Source organism: Flavobacterium sp. CSZ (assembly GCF_015350725.1).
In the GTDB taxonomy this organism is placed as follows: Bacteria; Bacteroidota; Bacteroidia; order Flavobacteriales; family Flavobacteriaceae; genus Flavobacterium.
Genome location: NZ_JADKPQ010000074.1, coordinates 1 through 356 on the forward strand (window position 1 = coordinate 1; position 356 = coordinate 356).

Below are 356 nucleotides of genomic sequence, written 5' to 3' on the forward strand. Positions count from 1 at the left end.
AAACCTGATATCAGCTATAAAAGTGCGGGAAAATTTGAAGAAACCAGATTTGAGAAAATCCACAACGAAATCTTCAAAAATTCAGCAGAAGCTTCTATAATTGTAGCGCAGGAAATTGCGCAATTAATTAGATCTAAACAAGAAAAAGGAAAATCTTGTGTATTGGGTTTAGCAACAGGTTCTTCTCCTATAAAAGTATACGAAGAGTTAGTGAGAATGCACAAAGAAGAAGCCTTGAGCTTTAGCAACGTGATCACTTTTAATCTGGATGAATATTATCCAATGACCAAAGAGAACAATCAGAGCTATCATTATTTCATGCACCAGCATCTTTTTAATCATATTGACATCATGCA

Annotated in this window: 1 protein-coding gene; it reads left to right on the forward strand. The window is 34.3% G+C overall.

All coding sequences use genetic code 11. The features are described from left to right. A partial coding sequence (locus IRZ78_RS26050; protein WP_228520635.1) for a 6-phosphogluconolactonase occupies positions 1 to 356 on the forward strand: 356 nt, incomplete at both ends.